This is a genomic window from Halomonas sp. AOP30-A1-24 (assembly GCF_052378165.1).
Lineage (GTDB): Bacteria > Pseudomonadota > Gammaproteobacteria > Pseudomonadales > Halomonadaceae > Vreelandella > Vreelandella citrativorans.
This window is the reverse complement of the sequence record NZ_JBQSXL010000002.1, coordinates 142,448-156,467: the sequence shown is the minus strand read 5'-3', so window position 1 is coordinate 156,467 and position 14,020 is coordinate 142,448. Positions and strand designations below refer to the sequence as shown.

Annotated in this window: 12 protein-coding genes; 9 read left to right on the top strand and 3 right to left on the bottom strand. The window is 53.7% G+C overall.

All coding sequences use genetic code 11. From position 1 onward, the window contains the following. The first annotated feature begins 37 nt into the window (after positions 1-37). Positions 38-1,231 carry an ATP phosphoribosyltransferase regulatory subunit gene (locus ACT3TJ_RS01935; RefSeq protein ID WP_172116284.1) on the top strand — a complete coding sequence of 398 codons (1,194 nt, stop codon included), beginning with the start codon at positions 38-40 and terminating at the stop codon, positions 1,229-1,231. After that, positions 1,231-2,529: an adenylosuccinate synthase gene (locus ACT3TJ_RS01930; RefSeq protein ID WP_193053829.1), complete on the top strand. Its 1,299-nt coding sequence runs from the start codon at positions 1,231-1,233 to the stop codon at positions 2,527-2,529. The genes ACT3TJ_RS01935 and ACT3TJ_RS01930 overlap by 1 nt, the downstream gene beginning before the upstream one ends. An 86-nt stretch (positions 2,530-2,615) precedes the next feature. Here ACT3TJ_RS01930 and cobO read toward each other — a convergent pair whose 3' ends face one another. Next, positions 2,616-3,215 carry a cob(I)yrinic acid a,c-diamide adenosyltransferase gene (gene cobO, locus ACT3TJ_RS01925; RefSeq protein ID WP_172116286.1) on the bottom strand — a complete coding sequence of 200 codons (600 nt, stop codon included), beginning with the start codon at positions 3,213-3,215 and terminating at the stop codon, positions 2,616-2,618. A 216-nt stretch (positions 3,216-3,431) separates the two neighbouring features. Here cobO and ACT3TJ_RS01920 point away from each other — a divergent pair, with 216 nt between their 5' ends. From ACT3TJ_RS01920 to ACT3TJ_RS01905, 4 genes are all read left to right on the top strand, one after another. Further along, positions 3,432-3,917 (top strand): YajQ family cyclic di-GMP-binding protein, encoded by a 486-nt coding sequence (locus tag ACT3TJ_RS01920; protein WP_087109478.1) that lies wholly within the window; start codon positions 3,432-3,434, stop codon positions 3,915-3,917. 97 nt (positions 3,918-4,014) lie between these two features. After that, positions 4,015-6,645, top strand: coding sequence for an aminopeptidase N (gene pepN / locus ACT3TJ_RS01915; RefSeq protein ID WP_444621396.1), 2,631 nt, complete (start codon positions 4,015-4,017; stop codon positions 6,643-6,645). Between the two features lie 38 nt (positions 6,646-6,683). Then, positions 6,684-7,643 (top strand): lipid kinase YegS, encoded by a 960-nt coding sequence (gene yegS / locus ACT3TJ_RS01910; protein WP_193053826.1) that lies wholly within the window; start codon positions 6,684-6,686, stop codon positions 7,641-7,643. 43 nt (positions 7,644-7,686) lie between these two features. Beyond that, the gene (locus ACT3TJ_RS01905) at positions 7,687-8,439 is read left to right on the top strand and encodes a hypothetical protein (RefSeq protein ID WP_193053825.1); all 753 of its coding nucleotides are present in this window, start codon (positions 7,687-7,689) and stop codon (positions 8,437-8,439) included. Positions 8,440-8,500: 61 nt separating this feature from the next. Here ACT3TJ_RS01905 and ACT3TJ_RS01900 read toward each other — a convergent pair whose 3' ends face one another. Beyond that, on the bottom strand, positions 8,501-8,704 hold the full coding sequence (locus ACT3TJ_RS01900; protein ID WP_018915713.1) for a cold-shock protein: 204 nt from the start codon (positions 8,702-8,704) through the stop codon (positions 8,501-8,503). A gap of 135 nt (positions 8,705-8,839) precedes the next feature. Here ACT3TJ_RS01900 and ACT3TJ_RS01895 point away from each other — a divergent pair, with 135 nt between their 5' ends. Next, positions 8,840-9,496: a LysE family translocator gene (locus ACT3TJ_RS01895; protein WP_193053824.1), complete on the top strand. Its 657-nt coding sequence runs from the start codon at positions 8,840-8,842 to the stop codon at positions 9,494-9,496. 55 nt (positions 9,497-9,551) lie between these two features. Here the strand turns inward: ACT3TJ_RS01895 and ACT3TJ_RS01890 are convergent, their stop codons facing one another. Further along, positions 9,552-11,501 carry a transglycosylase SLT domain-containing protein gene (locus tag ACT3TJ_RS01890; RefSeq protein ID WP_193053823.1) on the bottom strand — a complete coding sequence of 650 codons (1,950 nt, stop codon included), beginning with the start codon at positions 11,499-11,501 and terminating at the stop codon, positions 9,552-9,554. 101 nt (positions 11,502-11,602) lie between these two features. On the opposite strand from ACT3TJ_RS01890, the gene ACT3TJ_RS01885 reads away from it, so the two are divergent. Next, a complete protein-coding gene (locus tag ACT3TJ_RS01885; RefSeq protein WP_193053822.1) occupies positions 11,603-11,950 on the top strand; it encodes a YkvA family protein in 348 nt (115 codons plus the stop codon). A gap of 102 nt (positions 11,951-12,052) precedes the next feature. Further along, a complete protein-coding gene (gene htpG / locus ACT3TJ_RS01880; protein WP_444621397.1) occupies positions 12,053-13,957 on the top strand; it encodes a molecular chaperone HtpG in 1,905 nt (634 codons plus the stop codon). Positions 13,958-14,020: the final 63 nt, after the last annotated feature.

The window sequence follows — 14,020 nt, the reverse complement described above, 5'->3', positions numbered from 1 at the left end:
GACTCCAGGGCCTTCATCGTCTTGCAGGATTGTTTACATGACCATCGCTGACCGCTGGCTGTTGCCCGACGGCATGGATGAGGTGCTACCGCCTCAGGCAAGCCGCATGGAAGAGCTGCGCCGCGCGCTGCTTGATCTTTATCATTGCTGGGGCTATGACCAGGTCATGCCACCACCGGTGGAGTTTCTAGACTCCTTGTTGACCGGTACCGGTACCGACCTTGATCTGCAAACCTTTAAGCTAACAGACCAATTAACCGGCCGTATGATGGGCGCCTCGGCAGATGTTACGCCGCAGGTGGCGCGTATGGATGCCCACTCGCTCAAACGCCAAGGGCCCGTTCGGCTGTGCTACTGCACGAACGTACTGCGCGCTAAAGCTGATCAGCATCAGGGCGGACGCAGCCCTGTTCAGGTCGGCGTCGAACTGTTTGGCCATGCTGGGTTAGAGGCCGATAGTGAAATCATTCATTTGGCGCTCGCCAGTTTAAAAGCCGCAGGCGCAGGTGAAATACATCTGGCTCTTGGGCACATCGGCATTTACCGTAGTTTGGTAGACGCTGCCGCGCTTAATAATGAGCAGGAGAGCACGCTGTTTGAGGCACTGGCACTCAAGTCGCCGGGACAATTGGCGGAGCAAGTTAACGCAAGCGTCAGCGACCCGGTACTGGCCGATATGTTTATGGCGCTAGGTGAGTTGCACGGCGACGCCAGTATACTTGAGCAAGCACGCGAGCGCTTTGCAGGTGCTCCGGCCTCTGTAACCGCCGCGCTTGATCAGTTAAGTGCGCTGTATCAGGGCGTGTTGGCTCGCTTTGACGTGTCGCTCTATTTTGATCTTGCCGAGCTGCGTGGGTATCAATACCACACAGGCATGATGTTTGCCGCTTATGTGCCAGGTTACGGCCATGCGCTTGCAAAGGGTGGCCGCTATGATGATACGGGGCGCGCCTTTGGGCGTGCACGTCCGGCTACTGGCTTTTCGATGGATTTAAAGCAGTTGGCATCATTGGCCTTGGCATCGCCAGGCAACGGCGCCATTTGGGCGCCTGCCCAAGAGGAAGAGTCTCTCAACGCTGCCATAGTTGCACTGCGAGAGCAGGGAGAACGCGTTATTCAAGCGCTGCCTGGGCAGCGTACTGGGCCGGCGGAGCACAAGTGTGACCGCCGTCTTGAGTTTATCGATGGCTGTTGGCAGACAACGGCCCTGACACAAGAGACGAGTGCATAATGGGTAAGAATGTCGTAGTCCTGGGCACCCAATGGGGTGATGAAGGCAAAGGCAAGATTGTTGACCTGCTCACCGAGTCAGCGGCGGCGGTAGTGCGTTTCCAGGGTGGCCATAATGCGGGCCACACGCTGGTAATCGACGGTGAAAAAACGGTGCTTCATCTCATTCCGTCGGGTGTCCTGCGTCCGGGTAAAACCTGCGTAATCGGCAACGGGGTGGTGCTTTCGCCTGAAGCGCTGATCAAAGAGATCCGCGAGCTTGAAGATAAAGGTGTACCGGTGCGTGAGCGCCTGCGCCTTTCACCTGCCTGCCCGCTGATTTTGCCTTACCACGTGCGCCTTGATCAGGCCCGCGAAAAAGCCCGTGGCGTTGCCAAGATTGGCACAACGGGTCGAGGCATTGGTCCGGCTTACGAAGATAAAGTGGCACGCCGTGGCTTGCGCTTGGGCGATATGCTTCATCGGGAGCGGTTTGCCTCCAAACTGGGCGAAGTGCTGGATTACCACAACTTCGTATTGGTTAACTACCACGGTGAACCCGCCGTCGACTTCCAGGAAGTGCTGGACAGCGCCATGCAAATGGCCGATGAGCTTCGTCCGATGGTATGCGATACCGTGAGCATGGTTCACGACCTGCGCAAGGCGGGTGAGAATATTCTGTTTGAGGGCGCCCAAGGCTCGCTACTGGATATCGACCACGGTACGTACCCGTTTGTTACCAGCTCCAACACCACGGCTGGCGGCACGGCCACGGGTTCTGGTGTCGGCCCGCTTTACCTGGATTATGTGCTGGGTATTACCAAAGCGTATACCACGCGCGTGGGTTCAGGACCGTTCCCCACTGAGCTGTTCGACGACCATGGCCGTCACCTGGCTGAGCGTGGCCACGAATTTGGTGCCACCACGGGTCGTCCACGCCGTTGCGGTTGGTTTGATGCTGTGGCCCTGCGTCATGCGGTACAAATTAACTCCATATCCGGCATCTGCCTGACCAAGCTTGACGTGCTCGATGGTCTGGAAAATATTCGGGTGTGCGTGGGCTATCGCAGTAAAGATGGTGACGTGCTGGACAACCCGGTTGATTCTGAAGGCTACGAAGCCATAGAGCCGCTTTATCAGGATTTACCAGGCTGGAAAGAGTCGACGCTGGGTGCTAAAAACGTCGACGATTTACCGGCTAACGCCCGCGCTTACATCAGTTTCCTGGAAGAGCAGGTGGGCACCAGTATTGATATTATTTCAACGGGGCCAGACCGTGTTGAAACCATCGTACTGCGCAATCCGTTTGACGGCGAATAATCCGCTGTCGTCGAATAACACTCGCTGAGAATATCGTCGGGTGTATGAGAAGGGGTGCCTTGGCACCCCTTTTTGGTAAATATTGATTAAAAATCAATGCCGCGACGTGCCTGTAGGCCATTATTAAAGGCGTGGCGAACTTCCTGCATTTCGGTGACGGTATCCGCCATGGCTATCAGTTCACGGTGCGCATTACGCCCCGTAATAATTACTGTCTGCTCGCTGGGGCGATTTTCAAGCGCCGCTTTAACGGTGGCGATATCCAGGTAGCCAAACTTGAGCATGTAGGTAATTTCATCCAGCACGACCAGGTAAGTGTTTGGGTCAGCCAGCATGCGCTCAGCCTCTTTCCAAACAGCCAGGCAGGCTTGAGTGTCGGCTTCACGGTTTTGGGTGTCCCAAGTAAAGCCCGTTGCCATAATTGCTATGTCAAGATTAGGGTCATCTTCCAAACGGTTGCGCTCGCCACACTCCCATAAGCCTTTAATAAACTGAATAACCCCCACGTGATAGCCATAGCCCAACGCACGGGTGACGGTGCCCCAGGCGGCCGTGGTTTTGCCTTTACCATTCCCGGTATTCACCAGCAGCAGTCCGCGTTGTTCTGTGGCGCTGGCTACTTTTTCATCCACGCGGGCTTTGAGTTTTTCCATCGACGCTTTATGGCGTGTATCGCGGTCTTTCACCGTCGCTTTCCTCTTAAAAGGCTGCCTGAAGGTCTCTAGCCTACGCCATATAGAGCTTGCAATGCCGTGATGATGGCTTAAATGTGAATAAAATTTATACAGTTGTTAAGCTTTTCCGTAGGAATCGAGGTTTTTGCGGCTAATCAATAACAGAATTGGCCGATAGGGAGCTTACTGCTCTAAAATAACCCTTCATAACTTGCCAGGAAAAATGCCATGCCCTCTTTTGATATTGTGTCGGAATTTGATCAGCACGAAGCGTCTAACGCCGTTGACCAGGCGAATCGTGAAGTGCAGTCGCGTTTTGATTTTAAAGGCGTTGACGCAAGCTTCGCCCTTGAAGGCGAAAAAGTGCAGTTAGAGGCCCAGGTCGATTTTCAACTTAAGCAGATGCTGGATGTACTGCGTGGTCGGTTAATTGCCAGAGGCATTGATGCGCGCTGCATGGATATTCAAGACCCCGAGCTTTCCGGGGTGAAGGCGCGTCAGGAAGTCGTTTTGAAGCAGGGGCTTGATGCGGCAGAAGCCAAGGATGTGGTAAAGCGTATCAAGGCGAGTAAGCTTAAAGTCCAAGCGCAAATTCAGGGTGAAAAAGTTCGCGTGACCGGGAAAAAACGTGACGACTTACAAGGCGTCATGGCGCTTTTACGGGGTGAAGAGGGGCCTGAACTACCTCTGCAGTTTGATAATTTCCGCGATTAAGCCTTATCACGTGTAGGGCGGTGTCTATGCGCTGCCCCGTTTTTGCCACTCTTTTTGCCTACTCGCAACCATCGTTTATTACAGGAGCTAACGCACTATGTCTGATCCGCAGCCGGTTTATTTAAGCGACTATCAGCCGCCCGCCTACCAGGTCACCCACACCGAGCTGACGTTTGATCTTGACCCTGCTGCCACCCGTGTAAAAGCACGATTGTTGATTGAACGTAACGAAAACGTAGACGCCCAAACGCCTCTGGTGCTGAATGGCGAGCAGCTGTCGCTGATCTCGTTGGCCATTGATGGCACACCGCTAGCGGAGGCGGATTACCAATTGGATGAGGGCAGCCTGCGTATTATGCAGTTGCCGGGAACGTTCAGCCTTGAAAGTGAGGTAGAAATTGCGCCTGGTGCTAACACTGCTCTGGAAGGGCTTTACCAGTCGAGTGGTATGTACTGTACCCAGTGTGAAGCGGAAGGTTTTCGGCGCATTACGTTCTACCCAGACCGCCCGGATGTGATGGCCACCTTCACCGTCACGGTCATTGGTGATCAAAACAACGAACCCGTTTTGCTGGCCAACGGCAACCCCGTGGACAGCGGTATATTGGAAAACGGTCGCCATTTCGTGAAATGGGAAGATCCGCATCCTAAACCGTGCTACCTGTTTGCGTTGGTAGCGGGTGATTTACACAAGGTTGAAGACCACTTTTCTACCATGAGCGGCCGTGATGTCACGCTGCAAATTTGGGTAGAAGAGGAAAATCTGGATAAAACCGAACACGCCATGGCTTCGCTCAAACGTTCCATGGCGTGGGATGAACAGACCTATGGCCGCGAATATGACCTTGATCTGTTTATGATCGTGGCCGTTAACGATTTCAATATGGGAGCGATGGAGAACAAGGGGCTGAATATTTTCAACTCTGCCGCTGTACTGACGCATCCCAATACCGCCACCGATGCCACGTTTCAAAACGTGGAAGGCATTGTGGCCCACGAATATTTTCATAACTGGTCCGGCAATCGAGTGACCTGTCGTGACTGGTTCCAGCTATCGCTGAAAGAAGGCTTTACCGTTTTTAGGGACCAGTGTTTTTCCGCTGATACCAACTCGGCGCCGGTTAAGCGTATTCAAGATGTGTCTTTTTTCCGTACGGCGCAGTTTGCAGAAGATGCAGGCCCCACTGCGCATCCTGTGCGCCCCGACCACTACATTGAAATCACCAATTTCTACACCCTGACTATTTATGAAAAGGGTGCAGAAGTAGTGCGTATGCTGTGTAACCTGGTGGGGTGGGAAAATTTCCGCCAAGGGGCCGATGCCTACTTTGAGCGCTTTGATGGTCAGGCGGTCACCATTGAAGACTTTGTTGGCTGTATGGAAGAGGCGTCGGGCCAAACGCTTGATCAATTTATGCGCTGGTACGCGCAGGCAGGTACGCCAGAGATTGATGTCCACGGTGAATACGACTATGTACATAGTGAATACAGGCTAACGCTTCGGCAGCGCACGCCTGCCACGCCCGGCCAAACCGAGAAGCAGCCGCTGCATATCCCTGTGCGGATGGGGCTGGTGGGAACCAAATCTGGTCAGGACTTAACGCTGACCATGGCCGGGGAAGTGCTGGGCAAGGATGCGGTGATCCATTTACGCGATAACGAGCAGACCTTTGTCTTTACCGATGTCGCCGAGGCGCCAGTACCGTCACTGCTGCGTGACTTCTCGGCGCCAGTGAAGCTACATTTCCCCTATTCACGTGAAGAACTGGCATTTTTGCTCACCCATGATAGTGATGGTTTTAACCGCTGGGATGCCGGTCAGCGCTTGGCCATGCTGGCGTTGGACGATCTGATCGCGGCGCATCGTAATGGCGTTGAAAAAGTCATGGATGGCCGCGTTACGGAAGCCTTTAGAGCGCTGCTGACAAGCTCCACGTCTGACAAGGCGGTGCTGGCCGAGATGCTAACCCTGCCTTCTGAAGCCTACATTGCCGAGCAGCAGCCGATCGTCGATGTCGATGCGATTCACGCGGCGCGTGAGTTTGTGCGCCAATCATTGGCGTTAGCACTTCGCGATGAATTTGTGGCCACGTTTGAAGCCAATCGCTCGGAGGAGGCTTACGCGCCAACGCCTGAGCAAATCGCCCAGCGTAGTCTTAAAAACATAGCGCTTAGCTATTTGATGTCGATTGAGGATGAGCAGGCGATTGCATTTTGTCAGGCCCAGTTTGCCGCTGACCACAATATGACCGATGTGAGCCATGCGCTAACGCTGCTTGTGCATAGCGAACGTGATGACGTGTCGTCACCCGCTTTAAAAGCGTTTGGTGAAAAATGGGCGCATGATTCGCTGGTTATGGATCAGTGGTTTACGATTCAGGTGACGCGGCCTCAGCCTGATGTGCTGGAGCGTGTCGAGTTCTTGATGCAGCATCCGGCATTTTCAATCAAGAACCCAAACAAAGTACGTGCGCTAGTGGGTGCTTTTACGCAAAATCGGGTTAATTTCCATCGCCTGGATGGTAAGGGTTACGCGCTGCTTGCCGATGTGGTGATTGAGCTTAATCGACTAAACCCGGAAATTGCCGCGCGATTGGTTACCCCGCTAACACGCTGGCAGCGTTTTGACGAAGCGCGCCAGGCCTTAATGCATGCGCAGTTGGAACGTATCAAAAAAGAGCCGCTATCTTCGAACGTATATGAAGTAGTTGAAAAAGCGCTGGCGTAAGCACTCCCAGCGTTCCAACCATGAAAGGGAAGCCATTGGTGAACGACTCACAACCGCATTTTTTACTGATTATAAATGGTAAATCAGCCGGGAACCCGGCACTGCGTGAAGCCGTTGAAGAGCAGCGTGAGGCAGGGATGCCGATTACCGTGCGCTCAACATGGGAGGGCGGTGACGCCGCTCTCTTTGCCGAGCAGGCATGTGATATGGGCATCACCCATGTCATCGCCTGCGGCGGCGATGGCACTGTTAACGAAGTGGTTAACGGGCTAATGCGTGTCGCTCATGATAAGCGTCCCGCTTTGGGCGTTGTGCCGCTGGGCAGTGCCAACGACTTTGCCACCTCCACGGGGTTACCGTTGGAGCCAAGCCCTGCGCTGGCACAGGCAAGGACACTAAGCGCATACCCCGTTGATGTCGTACGAGTAACGGCTGAGGCTAATAATAAAACCGTCGTTCAGTACTACGTCAACATGACCACGGGCGGATTTGGGGCGGAAATTACCTCTTCAACACCGAAGACGCTGAAACGCTTGTTAGGCGGAGGTGCATACTCCTTAATGGGGGCGCTTAAAGCCTGGCGGCATCGCAGCTATCGTGGCACGCTTCACTGGGGCGATAAAGAGCAGGATGTCTCGCTGCTGTTATTGGCGTTAGGTAATGGCCGGCAATCAGGCGGCGGACAGGTGCTCGCCCCACGTGCCAAGCTTGATGATGGCCGCTTGGATGTTCTTCTGGTGAAGGATTTTAGCTCCGTAACGGAACTGCCGACGCTGATTAGCGAGCTTCAGAGCTTTCCCTCTGATGGGCAGTATGTACGCTATTTCACAGCGACTGAGCTGACGGTCACAACTCAGAAAGATGATCCTGCTTGGCCCTTAACGCTGGACGGCGAAATGTGTCAGTATGATCGTTTTTGCGTTGAAGTGGTGCCGTTGGCGCTGCACGTTTTATTGCCTGAGGGTTGCTCGTTACTGTCAGCAAATGACCGACACTGATCGTAGGCTGTCTTTAAAAGCGTTATTTAAGAAGGGGAATCTAATGGTAAACCGTTTATGGATACCGGTTGTTGCCACCTTGGCACTATTGCTAAGCGCATGTGGTGACTCTCAAGAAGAGACTGATGTGACACCGGATGAGCCTTCATCGGTTTCTGATGAAGACGTTGTACAAGAGGAAGAAGCGCCGGCCGCCGCTGAAAATGCCGCGGATATGCCAAGTCCTGCGGAGGTAGAGGATGACGTTGAGGCGCGCCAGGCCGCTGAAGAGCTAGAGCAGGCCGAGGCGCTGCGTGATGATATGCAAGATGATGCGGTCAACGCTGACGAGCCCGAGGCCCAAGAGGTAACGGCAGGCGAAGACACTCTGGCGGCGGACCCTGATGAGATACTGCAAGAGGGTGGCGCATTGCCAGGAGAGGCAACGCGCTCCGACGTCGATCAAATGATTGAAGAGACTGAACAGCGTTTTCAGGAAGCCCAACGGCGCCTAAATGAGCAGTTTGAAGAAGCAGAGCAACAAGCCGAAGAGTACGATGCTATTGAGCAAGAAGCATTGTCCAATGAGTGGGAAACACAGAGCAGCCTACCCGAAAGCTCGCGCTTGGAAGATAACCGGGAAGCTACCGATGTTGATGCATTGATTGAGGATACCGAACGCCGCTTTGAGGAAGCCCAAAAGCGACTTGAAGAGCAGTTTCAGGAAATCGAGCGTGAACATAATGGCAGTAGTAGCCGTGGGGTTATTCTGAATGAAGACGCAGACAGCGATAATACTAACGCTACTCATCAATAAGGCGCGTTGAGCAGGCAATAAAAAGGCCCGCCTTGGCGGGCCTCGCTACATTCGGCCATGATTAAGCAAGGCGAATGTTAGAAGCCTGAAGGCCCTTTTTACCCTGCGTTACCTCAAAGCTGACTTTTTGACCATCTTGCAGGGTCTTGAAGCCTTCCGCTTGAATTTCGGAGAAGTGCGCAAACAGGTCGTCACTGCCATCATCCGGTGAGATGAAGCCGTAACCTTTCGTATCGTTGAACCACTTGACGGTGCCAGTTGCCATTAGTCGTTTCCTTAACGTGCCTATAATGATCAAGCGAACCTGCATAGGATTCGCCCGCCAAAATCAATGTAGATGCAAAAAAATGGGTCGTCCAGTAACAATCTAATGTTTCTTAACTTTTGTTGAGCCGCGTATATGTTGTCAATACAGCTTGTAGATTCTCAGTTTGTGGCCTTTTTGGTCGCTATTACGCTGTTGTCGATTACGCCTGGCGTGGATACCTTGCTGGTTATCCGTAACACTGCCCGAGGCGGGACTCGGGACGGCATTGCCACCAGCTTAGCGATCTGCTGCGGTCTGTTTGTACACGCGACCATCTCGGCATTAGGTATTTCACTGATTCTGCTCCAGTCGGCCTGGGCATTTCATCTATTAAAGTTGGTCGGGGCGGGGTATCTGGTATGGCTAGGGGTCACCAGTTTGTTAGCTGCAAGGCGTGGCCAGCCATTACCGGTCAAAGGGGTGATCGGTGCTGCTTCTCCTGTTCCGCTTTGGCAGCCCATTAAGGAAGGCTTGCTGTCCAATGTATTGAATCCAAAAACGATTATTTTTTATATGGCTTTTTTGCCTCAGTTTATTGCGCCGGGTGATCCGGCGTTGGTCAAGTCCCTGTGGCTAGCAGGTGTCCACTTTATCATTGCCAATATCTGGCAAATCAGCGTGGTATTCATGGTGGGAGGCGCCAGCAAGTGGCTCGCCAGCGTGCGCTTTGCGCAGGCGTTAAATGCCGCGACTGGCGCGGTGCTGGTCGCGTTTGGGCTCCGTTTGGCGATGGAGCAGCGCCCAGTATAACTGGGCGCTTGGTGAGTAAACTGACCAGGCAGTAAGCGCGATTACCTTTGTACGCTTATTGACGAGCCAGCAAAGCGCGGTCGTAACGTACCTGTTGTTCACTATCACTTAACAGTGAAACACCTTCGCTGTTACCACCGTTGGCCAAACTTTCAAAAATTACCCGATAGCTAAGCACCGCCTGCACATAATCGCGTGTTTCTTTAAAGGGAATGCTTTCCACAAACAGATCAAATGACTCCATGCCGCTTCCCAGCCACTGATCAACACGCCCAGGGCCAGCATTATAGGCGGCAGCGGCGGCAAGTCGGTTACCCTGATAGCGGTTAAGCTTGTTGCGCAGATAAGTGCTGCCCAGGCGAATATTAAGTTCAGGGTCAAGAATGCCGTAAGGCCCTGGGTCACTAATACCCAATTGGCGACTTACCAGGCTTGCCGTGCCGGGCATTAACTGCATCAAACCGCGGGCGCCTGCTGGAGAGAGCGCTACCGGGTTATAGGCACTTTCACGACGGGTAATCGCCATTAGCATATACGGGTCTACACCGGTTTGGTGGCCCCAGTGCATAAAGCTCTCCCGGTAAGCCTCGGGGAAGCGCCAATCAAGCGCATCCCACATGCTGCCAGCAATCGTGGTCTGTACCAGGCGTGCATGCCACTGTTGATGGGCTGCATAATCGGCCAGGGCGCGCGCCTGCTGGGGCGTGCCGTTTTTCACCGCATACAGCCATTCGCTATTGGCAAGGCCGTCTTCGCCAATGCGTAGCAGCGCTTCGGTACGCTGGACCACGGGGAGGCGTGCAGTGCGTTCGCGTGAAGTCTCATCAAAATGATTGCGCTCAAGATTGAGCTGGTAAGGCTGGCCAAGTTGTTCAGCGGCCGCAAACCCATAAAAGCTGCGGTCGGTCGCCGCCTGACGGTAGCGAGCGGTGGCTGCCTCCTGGCTGCCCAGCTGTTCATTGGCACGCCCCAGCCAGTACTGCCAGCGGCTGTTTTCTTGTTGGCTGGTGGGCATTTCCGCAATCCAGTGAATCACCTCCTGCCACTGCCGGTCTGCCAATGCACGACGTACGCGTAGCTCAAGCACGCGCTCGCTATCCAACGAGGGAAGAACGTCATCTACCCAGCCTAAGGCGCCGGGTACATTGCGTACCAGTGCATAGAAAGCCAACTCTTCTTCAATGGTTTGCTGATCACTGGGTAGAAGGTTCAAGTTGGGCGCGATGGTTTGCCAGCTACTCAATGCGGCCGGGGTATCTTCACGGGTGAACCGCTGCATCGCGGCTTTGTAGAAACTGGCGGTTGCCGCGCATTCAGGGCCAAGGCAGGCGGGCGCTGAGGTGACCGCGCGGGTATTGGTATTCACTTGGTCGGCGGTTTCAATAGCGGTGTGCCACTGGCCACTGAGCAGCCCGTCTAAATAGTCTGAGAGACGATCTTCACCGGCTTGCCAAGCGAGCATTCTTCGCTCCCAGATAGCCTTTGAATCAATCGTGCCGTTAGCCCGCAGGCGGTCAAACAGGGGGTCACACGCATCGGGCTGAGAGCTTCCTTCAAGCCAAAGTGCAAGGCCTGCCTCTGCGGCCTGCTGGGGCTGTGAATCCAGTATGGCTGTATAGTAATAACACTGGCGAGCGGTGCCTGCAGGTTCGCCATCGGCAACGGCCAGCAAATCGCTATAACGCCCCGCGTGGCCATACTGGGCAATGGCCTGGCCGCGTAGCCACTCAGAAAGCGGAGAGTCGTTATGCTGGTCAATAAAGCGTTGTACTTGGGCCGTCGAGACGTTGGGTAGTTGATTGCGTAATCGGTGGTAGTCGACATAGCCGCTCAGCACATGGCCTTCAATAGCGCGCTCGTCGATGTGGTTCCACTGTTGTTGACGAGCGGCTTCTAACGCATCGCGCATAGCGGTATCAGAAGCAGCCCATGAGGCAGTGGGTAAGCCCACCAGGATTGCCGCGCATAAAGTGCGAAAAGGGGATCTGAATGGCGATGCCTGCATAATTTTCTCTCTTTCTCGCTAACGGATTGGCAACCGCTAATAGTGAACGAAATGGTCAAATAGTGTTCAGACAATCGTGACACTTGGAGGATTCAATTACGATGGCTCGATTATCCACGTTGTGGCTATTTCGTCGACTTAAATCCCGCCTCTGGGCTGTAAAACGTATCGGACGCGCACTGAAACTGTTTGTGCCCATGACGTCTGATGTCCTGAGCGGTCGCTTTCGGCCTGTGCCCTGGGCTGCCTTTGGCATGATGACGCTGGCGCTTGCCTACCTTGCAATGCCGTTCGATTTAATTCCGGACTTTCTCGTTTTCATAGGTCTGATTGACGATGTCATTATCGTTGGCTGGCTTCTCAACCGTATTGACCAGCGCTTGGCAGATTACCGCGCCTGGAAGTACGGCGATATTGATATCACTACTTCTCAACACTCACCTTCTTGAAATCGCTCTGCTTATCCCCATATCCAACTCACACATTTTTTCGTTCCTGTCTCATTGGGAGGCAGGAACTCTAAACAAACGTGATTGATGAGGGCTAGGCGAATGTCAACAGCGACCCACGAAGAAACGTTAGGCTTTCAAACAGAAGTTAAGCAGCTTCTCAACCTGATGATTCACTCCCTGTATTCCAACCGGGAGATTTTCCTGCGTGAGCTTATCTCTAACGCCGCGGATGCCTGTGACAAACTGCGCTACGCGGCGCTAGATAACGATGCGCTGTACGAAGGCGACAGCGAGCTTCGAGTAGAAATTGAGCACGATAAAGAAGCCAATACCATTACGTTGCGCGACAACGGTATTGGTATGAACCGCGAAGACGTTATCGCTAATCTGGGCACCATCGCCCGCTCAGGCACCGCTGAGTTTTTAAAGCAGATGTCAGGCGAGCAGCAAAAAGATGCCAAGTTGATCGGCCAGTTCGGTGTAGGTTTCTACTCAGGCTTTATTGTGGCTGACGAAGTGGCAGTGCGTACCCGCAAAGCCGGGACGGCCGCCTCTGAAGGCGTTGAGTGGCGCTCTAAAGGCGAAGGTGAGTTTACCGTCGCTGATATTGAGCGCGAGCTTCACGGCACCGAAATTACGCTTTATCTGAAAGAAGACGCTAAAGAGTTTGCTGACGATTACCGCCTTCAAAACCTGGTGCGCAAGTACTCTGATCATATTGAAGTGCCCGTGCGCATGCCCAAGACCGAAACGGTCAAGGATGATGAAGGCAACGACATCGAAGGTAGCGAAGTCACCACGTGGGAAACCGTTAACGAAGCCACTGCACTCTGGGCGCGCCCCAAGAGCGATGTTTCTGATGACGAGTACAAGGCGTTTTATAAGCACGTTGCCCATGACTTTAGCGACCCGCTTGCCTGGAGCCACAACAAGGTAGAGGGCAAGCTTGAGTACACTAGTTTGCTCTACGTGCCGGGCCGGGCGCCTTTTGATATGTATGAGCGCGATGGCGCTCGCGGCGTTAAGCTTTATGTGCAGCGCGTATTTATCATGGATGACGCTGAACAGTTCCTGCCGCTCTACCTGCGCTTTATCAAAGGCGTATTGGATACGCGCGATTTGTCGCTCAACGTTTCCCGCGAACTTTTGCAGCAGGACCCGCAGGTCGACAAGATCAAAGGGGCGCTGACCAAGCGTGCGCTGGATATGCTTAAAAAGCTTTCCAAGGACAGCGAAGAGTACCAAACCTTCTGGAACACCTTCGGCAGCGTGCTGAAGGAAGGCCCAGGCGAAGATTTTGCTAACCGCGAAAAAGTTGCTGGTCTTTTACGCTTTGCGTCCACGCACAGCGACACCGCTACCCAGGATCAATCGCTTGCCGACTACGTCGAGCGCATGAAAGAAGGCCAGCAGAAGATCTACTACGTGGTAGCAGATAGCTTCAATGCGGCGAAAAACAGCCCGCACCTGGAGATCTTCCGTAAGAAAGGTATCGAAGTTCTGCTGCTGTCTGACCGTATTGATGAGTGGCTGATGAGCCATCTGACCGAGTTTGACGGTAAATCCTTTGCGGATGTTGCCAAAGGCGAGCTGGACCTTGGTGATGTCGAAGACGAAGCCGAGAAAAAGGCTCAGGAAGAGACAGCCAAGGCGAAAGAAGACTTGCTGAAGCGCGTTAAAGAAGCGCTTAGCGATGGTGTACAGGACGTCAAGGTTACCCATCGTTTGACCGGCTCACCGGCCTGCGTCGTGCTGCCTGAGCATGAAATGGGCTTTCAAATGCGCCGCATTATGGAAGCCGCCGGGCAAAAAATGCCGGACGTTAAGCCCATTTTAGAGCTCAATCCGGAGCACCCGCTGGTAACACGCCTGGAAGGAGCAGAAGGCGAGATCTTCACACAGCTGGCGCACATCCTGCTTGACCAGGCGATTATCGCCGAAGGTGGTCATCTGGACGACCCAGCCGCTTATGTGAAGCGTCTAAACAGCGTACTGACCGCTTAATCGTCGTTGCTACTTTTCACGGCCCGTTTGGATTCCCAAGCGGGCCGTTTGTTTTGATAAAGT

What these genes read in the sequence shown, in the direction of transcription:
- ACT3TJ_RS01935 (WP_172116284.1), top strand. Translation starts at nt 38, where the DNA reads ATGACCATCGCTGACCGCTGGCTGTTGCCCGACGGCATGGATGAGGTG.
- ACT3TJ_RS01930 (WP_193053829.1), top strand. Translation starts at nt 1,231, where the DNA reads ATGGGTAAGAATGTCGTAGTCCTGGGCACCCAATGGGGTGATGAAGGC.
- ACT3TJ_RS01920 (WP_087109478.1), top strand. Translation starts at nt 3,432, where the DNA reads ATGCCCTCTTTTGATATTGTGTCGGAATTTGATCAGCACGAAGCGTCT.
- pepN (WP_444621396.1), top strand. Translation starts at nt 4,015, where the DNA reads ATGTCTGATCCGCAGCCGGTTTATTTAAGCGACTATCAGCCGCCCGCC.
- ACT3TJ_RS01905 (WP_193053825.1), top strand. Translation starts at nt 7,687, where the DNA reads ATGGTAAACCGTTTATGGATACCGGTTGTTGCCACCTTGGCACTATTG.
- ACT3TJ_RS01900 (WP_018915713.1), bottom strand. Translation starts at nt 8,704, where the DNA reads ATGGCAACTGGCACCGTCAAGTGGTTCAACGATACGAAAGGTTACGGC.
- ACT3TJ_RS01895 (WP_193053824.1), top strand. Translation starts at nt 8,840, where the DNA reads ATGTTGTCAATACAGCTTGTAGATTCTCAGTTTGTGGCCTTTTTGGTC.
- ACT3TJ_RS01890 (WP_193053823.1), bottom strand. Translation starts at nt 11,501, where the DNA reads ATGCAGGCATCGCCATTCAGATCCCCTTTTCGCACTTTATGCGCGGCA.
- ACT3TJ_RS01885 (WP_193053822.1), top strand. Translation starts at nt 11,603, where the DNA reads ATGGCTCGATTATCCACGTTGTGGCTATTTCGTCGACTTAAATCCCGC.
- htpG (WP_444621397.1), top strand. Translation starts at nt 12,053, where the DNA reads ATGTCAACAGCGACCCACGAAGAAACGTTAGGCTTTCAAACAGAAGTT.